Raw genomic sequence first — 5211 nt, 5'->3', positions numbered from 1 at the left:
GAGCCGGAGTCGGGCGGGCCGTGCGGCGGTCGGTCCGGGCCGGCGGGCGAGCGCTGACCCCGCGGCGGCTGCTGGGTACAAGCTGGTTCGTCGCGGCGGCCCTCGTCGTGGCGGTCGCGCTCACGATGTCCGTGCGGGCCACCCAGCGGGCCGAACAGCCGCCGCTGTCGCTGGCGGTGGCCACGCCCGACTCCGGGCAGGTGGCGGCGCCGGGCACGGCGGTGGTCGCCGTGTCCGCGACGCGGCCCGCCGGCCCCTACCGGTTGTTCGTCGAGGCCGGGCAGGGACCCGTGCTCCTACGCCCGTCGATGGCGGTGACCAGCGGGCAGACGTACGTGACCGTGCCGGCGCCGAGCGGGCGGCGGGTCGTGGTGACCCTCACCGATCCGACCGACAACCACGTCCTGCGCAGCCTCGTCCTTGGGGCACGCCAGGCCGATCCGGCACGGCCCGCGCCGGGGACGGAGCCATCCCGATGAGCGACAGCCGGCGCCCCCTGCGGGTGCTCCAGGTCACCGCGCGCTACCTGCCCGACCTCGGGGGCACCGAGACCCACGTGCATGAGGTCGGGCGTCGTCTCGGCCGGCGCGACGACCTCGATCTCACCGTGCTGACGACCGACCGGACCGGCCGGCGCCCGCGCGTGCAGCGGGCCGAGGGTTTCGACGTGCTGCGCCGGCAGGCCTGGCCGCGCGGCAGCGATTACCACGTCGCACCGGGGCTGGTGAACGTGATCCGCCGCGGCGGGTGGGATCTGGTGCACCTGCAGGGCATCCACACCGCGGTGCCGATCCTCGGCATGCTCGCCGCGCGGCGGGCCGGCATCCCCTATGTCGTCACCTTCCACACCGGGGGGCACTCCTCCGGGGCCCGGACGTCGATGCGGTCGGTGCAGTGGAAGGCGCTGAGCCCGCTGTTACGGGACGCGCGCCGGCTGATCGGCGTGAGCCGGTTCGAGCGGGACCTGTTCCAGCGGGCGACCGGGATCGCCCCCGCCCGGTTCACGGTCATCCGCAACGGCGGTGGCCTGCCCGCCGCCCCCGCCGAGGTGCGTCCCATCGCGGGCCGGATCGTCTCCTGCGGGCGGCTGGAACGGTACAAGGGCCACCACCGCGTGATCGAGGCCCTCCCGGCCGCGCGGCTCCGCCAGCCCGAGGCGCACCTGGTGATCCTCGGTGCCGGACCGTTCGAGCCGGATCTGCGCGCGCTCGCCGACCGGTTGGATGTGGGCCAGTCGGTGACCATCCGGGCCGTCCCCCCGGGGGACCGGGACGCGATGGCCCGGGAGCTCGCCAGCGCGACGGTCGTCGCGGCGCTGTCGGACTACGAGGCCCACCCGGTCGGGGTGATGGAGGCTCTCGCGCTGGGTGTGCCGGTCGTCGGCTACGACGTGGCCGGCACCGGGGATCTCGTCGCCGACGGCCTGGTCACCGGGCTGGCGCCGGGAACGCCGGCCGAGCGGGTCGCCGACGCGCTGCTCGCCGCGGCGGGGACGCGGCAGACGGCGACCGTCGACTTGCCTACCTGGGAGAGCTGCGCCGACGAGCTCGCTGGCGTCTACCGCTCGGTCGTCGAGGAGGAGGAGAGAGAAAAGGGGCGGGAGAAGTGGCGGGCGGGTTCCGCGGCCGACCGCCCTCGGGACACCGGGCGACGCGGCCGGGGCGGTGAGCGGCCGGCCCAGGTGGTGCACGTCATCACCGCGCTCACGACCGGTGGGGCGGAACGCCAGGTTCAGCACCTCGTCGAACGCGGCAGCGCCGAGGCCGCGGTGGTCTGCCTCTACGGTGGCGGTCTCGTCGCCGACGAACTGGTCGCCGCCGGCCACCGGGTCCACGTCCTGGGGATGACCGGCTGGCGGCGCTTCGCCGCCCCCGTCCGGCTGGCCCGGCTCCTGCGCCGGCTGCGCCCGGACGTCGTCCACACGCACCTGCTTGCCGCCCAGCTGTGGGGGCTGCCCGCCGCGCGGCTCGCCGGCGTACCGGTCATCGTCTCGACCGAGCACTCGCTGATGCCGACGAGCATGGAAGGCCGCCCCATCACCCGGCGGCTGCGGCTGCTCTACTACCTGCTGGTACAGCTGGCGCAGCACTCCATCGCCGTCTCCGCGGCGACGGGCCGCCGGATGGTCTCCTGGGGGATCAACCCGGCCCGGGTGAATGTGATCCTCAACGGGATCGACATCGACGCCATGGCCTTCTCGGCCGGCGACCGGGCGGCGGTGCGCGCGGAGCTCGGCGTCGCGCGGGGCGTGCGCCTCGTCGGGGCCGTCGGCCGCCTCGCCCCGGTCAAGCGGTTCGACGTGCTCATTGACGCGCTCGCGCCCCGGCTGGCGACGGGGGGCACGCGGCTCGCCCTCGTCGGCGTGGGGCCCGAGGAGGGCGCGCTGCGCCGCCGGTGCGCCGAGCACGGGATCAGCGACGCCGTCCACTTCCTCGGCGCGCGTTCCGACGTGGCGCGGGTGCTCAGTGCGCTGGACGTGTTCGTCAGCCCGTCCCGCGACGAGACGTTCGGCCTGGCCATTCTGGAAGCCCTGGCCAACGGGCTGCCGACGGTCTACGGCGAGTGCCCGGGTCTCGAGGGGTTCCCCACGCCGCTGGCGACGGCGATCGAGCTGCCCACCGAGCTCGACGGGACCGCCGAGCAGGCGGCCCTGGCCCGGGCGGTCGACGCCGCGCTCGACACCGGCCTGCGCGCCGATCACCCGCCGGACGACCTGCGGGCGCACTGCGGGGTCGAGGGTTTCGTCGGCGCGGTGGAGGCCCTCTACCGGAGCCTGTCCGCCGGCCGGCGGACCACCTTCGGCCTCGCCACCACGCCCACCCCAGCACCGGCCGTCCCAAAACCGCCCGTCCAGCCACCGGCCGCGCAGCGGCCCCGATCCCGAGCTTGGCTGGAGGACCGATGACCCCAGGTAAGTGGCGCCGGGCCGGATCGCTCGGGGTCACGCTGATCATCATGGGCGGTCTGCTGGCCGGCTGTTCCTGGTTCGGACACTCCGGCGGGTCCGCCACGCCCACCCACCGGCCCGGGCCCGAGCGACCGGAGCTGGCCGACCAGTTCGTGACCCGCTCCGGCGCCCAGCTGAAACTGGGGGGGCAGCCGTTCCGCTTCGTCGGGTTCAACTACTTCGACGCCGCGGCCACGGACCGTTACGCCTGCGCCTGGTGGCCGCGGGCGAGCGACGCGGACCTCGACCGGGACTTCCGCTTCCTGCACGAGCAGGGCGGCGCCACCGTAGTGCGCTTCTGGGCCTTCCAGACCTACACCCAGGGCGGGACGGACTTCTCCGGGGTGGACCGGGTGATCCGCGCCGCTCGGGCCAACGGAATGCGGGTCATGCCCGTCCTCGAAAACGAGTGGGGGGACTGCACGACGGCCCCCACCCGCACCGACAGCAAGGCCGCCTACCAGGGGGACACCTGGTTCGGGCAGGGCTACCGGGTGCCCTTCGGCAACGCGGCGCTGTCCTACCGGGACTACGTGAGCCGGATCGTCACGCACTACCGCGACGAGCCGACGATCCTCGGCTGGACGATGATGAACGAGGCCGAGACCAGCGCCCGCGACGACCAGAACCGCTCGGTGCTCGTCGGTTTCGCCGGCGACATCGCCGGCATGATCAAGTCCGCCGACCCGCGCCATCTCGTCAGCGTCGGCTCCCAGAGCAACGGGGCTCCGGGAGCGAGCGGACCGGACTTCGCCGCGGTCTACGGCCTGGCGAACATCGACTTCACCGAGGTCCACGACTGGACGGCCTGGGGCTCGGATACCGAGGCGCTGCCCGGCAGCGCCAAGGACGGGTCGCTGCCGGCCACGACCTCACCGCAGTGCGCGCCGGTGCGGGGCGCTCCCCTCGCCTGCTCCTTCGCCCTCGCCCAGCGGCTCGGCAAACCGCTGATCGTCGGCGAGGCGGGCATCGCCGCCGGTGACGCCGCCGGCCGCGAGCGCCGGGCTGGCCTGCTGGCGGCGAAGGTCCGCGCCGCGTTCCGCAACGGGGCGTCCGGCTACCTCATCTGGCAGTTCAACCACGTCGTCGACACCGAACGGTACGACGTGCTGCCCTCCGGCAACGATCCGCTCTTCGCCGTCCTGCGACGGCTCTCGGACAACCCGCCGAGCTGACCCTCGGCCGCCCACGATCGGGAAGGCGACCGTGACACACCCACCAGACACGAGACCGGCCGGCGACGAGCGGGCCGCGCCGCCCACCACACCACCGCCCGCCACACGGCCGCTGACCGGCCCGACATCGGTGATCATCTGCGCCTACTCCGAGGAACGCTGGAACGACCTGCTGGCCGCGGTCGGCAGCGTCCGCGGCCAGGGGCGCCCGCCGGAGGAACTCATCGTGGTCATCGACCACAACGAGGCCCTTCTCACCCGGGCCCGCGACGTCTTCGGCGGGACGGCCCGGGTGCTGGCCAACACGGGCCGGCGCGGCCTCTCGGGTGCTCGCAACACGGGCGTCGCCGCGGCCACGGGCGCCGTCCTGGTCTTCCTCGACGATGATGCTCGCGGAGAGCCGGACTGGCTGGAGCGGCTGCTCGAGCCCTACGCCGATCCGCGCGTGCAGGGCGTCGGCGGCGCGGCGGTGCCGATGTGGCCCGCGCCCGGGCGCCCGGCCTGGTTTCCCGCCGAGTTCGACTGGGTGGTCGGCTGCACCCACACCGGGCTGCCCGCCGTCGCCGAGCCGGTGCGTAACCCGGTCGGCGCGGCGATGTCGTTCCGCCGCGGCGCGTTCGAGCTCGTCGGCGGCTTTACCGAGGGCGTCGGCCGGGTCGGCGCCCGCCCGCTGGGCTGCGAGGAGACCGAGTTCGGTATCCGACTGCGGCAGGCCGACCCGGCCGCCCTCGTCATCCACCAGCCGAGCGCCGTCGTGCGCCACCGGGTCACCCCGCCGCGGGCCCGGCCCGGCTACTTCTGGCGCCGCTGTTACGCCGAGGGAATCTCGAAGGCGACGATCTCGCGGACGGTCGGGCGGGATTCCGCACTCGCCGCCGAACGCGACTACGTCCGCCGGACCCTGCCGGCCGCATTCCGCCGCTACCTGGGCCTACCCGGTCGGCGCCGGGCCGCGGTGGCGGTGGTCCTCGGGCTCACCGCCACGACGGCGGGATACCTGCACGGCAGCGCGAGCTCCCTGGTCACCCGCTCCCCGGAGCCGCCCCGGTAGGCGGTTACCCGCTCCGTGCCCGTCCCGCGTCCCCGTCC

Annotated in this window: 4 protein-coding genes; all 4 read left to right on the top strand. The window is 74.8% G+C overall.

Annotated elements, in window-relative coordinates:
• On the top strand, nt 1–479 hold a 479-nt coding region (locus NBZ85_RS27280; RefSeq protein ID WP_261562876.1), incomplete at its 5' end, for a hypothetical protein.
• On the top strand, nt 476–2905 hold the full coding sequence (locus tag NBZ85_RS27275) for a glycosyltransferase family 4 protein (protein ID WP_261562875.1): 2430 nt from the start codon (nt 476–478) through the stop codon (nt 2903–2905). The genes NBZ85_RS27280 and NBZ85_RS27275, both read left to right, overlap by 4 nt.
• A complete protein-coding gene (locus NBZ85_RS27270) occupies nt 2902–4122 on the top strand; it encodes a cellulase family glycosylhydrolase (protein ID WP_261560431.1) in 1221 nt (406 codons plus the stop codon). Before NBZ85_RS27275 ends, NBZ85_RS27270 begins: the two co-directional genes overlap by 4 nt.
• A gap of 31 nt (nt 4123–4153) precedes the next feature.
• Nucleotides 4154–5173: a glycosyltransferase family 2 protein gene (locus NBZ85_RS27265; RefSeq protein WP_261560430.1), complete on the top strand. Its 1020-nt coding sequence runs from the start codon at nt 4154–4156 to the stop codon at nt 5171–5173.
• Nucleotides 5174–5211: the final 38 nt, after the last annotated feature.

Source organism: Frankia tisae (assembly GCF_025403405.1).
GTDB lineage: Bacteria > Actinomycetota > Actinomycetes > Frankiales > Frankiaceae > Frankia > Frankia tisai.
This window is presented reverse-complemented; position numbering and strand designations above follow the sequence as displayed.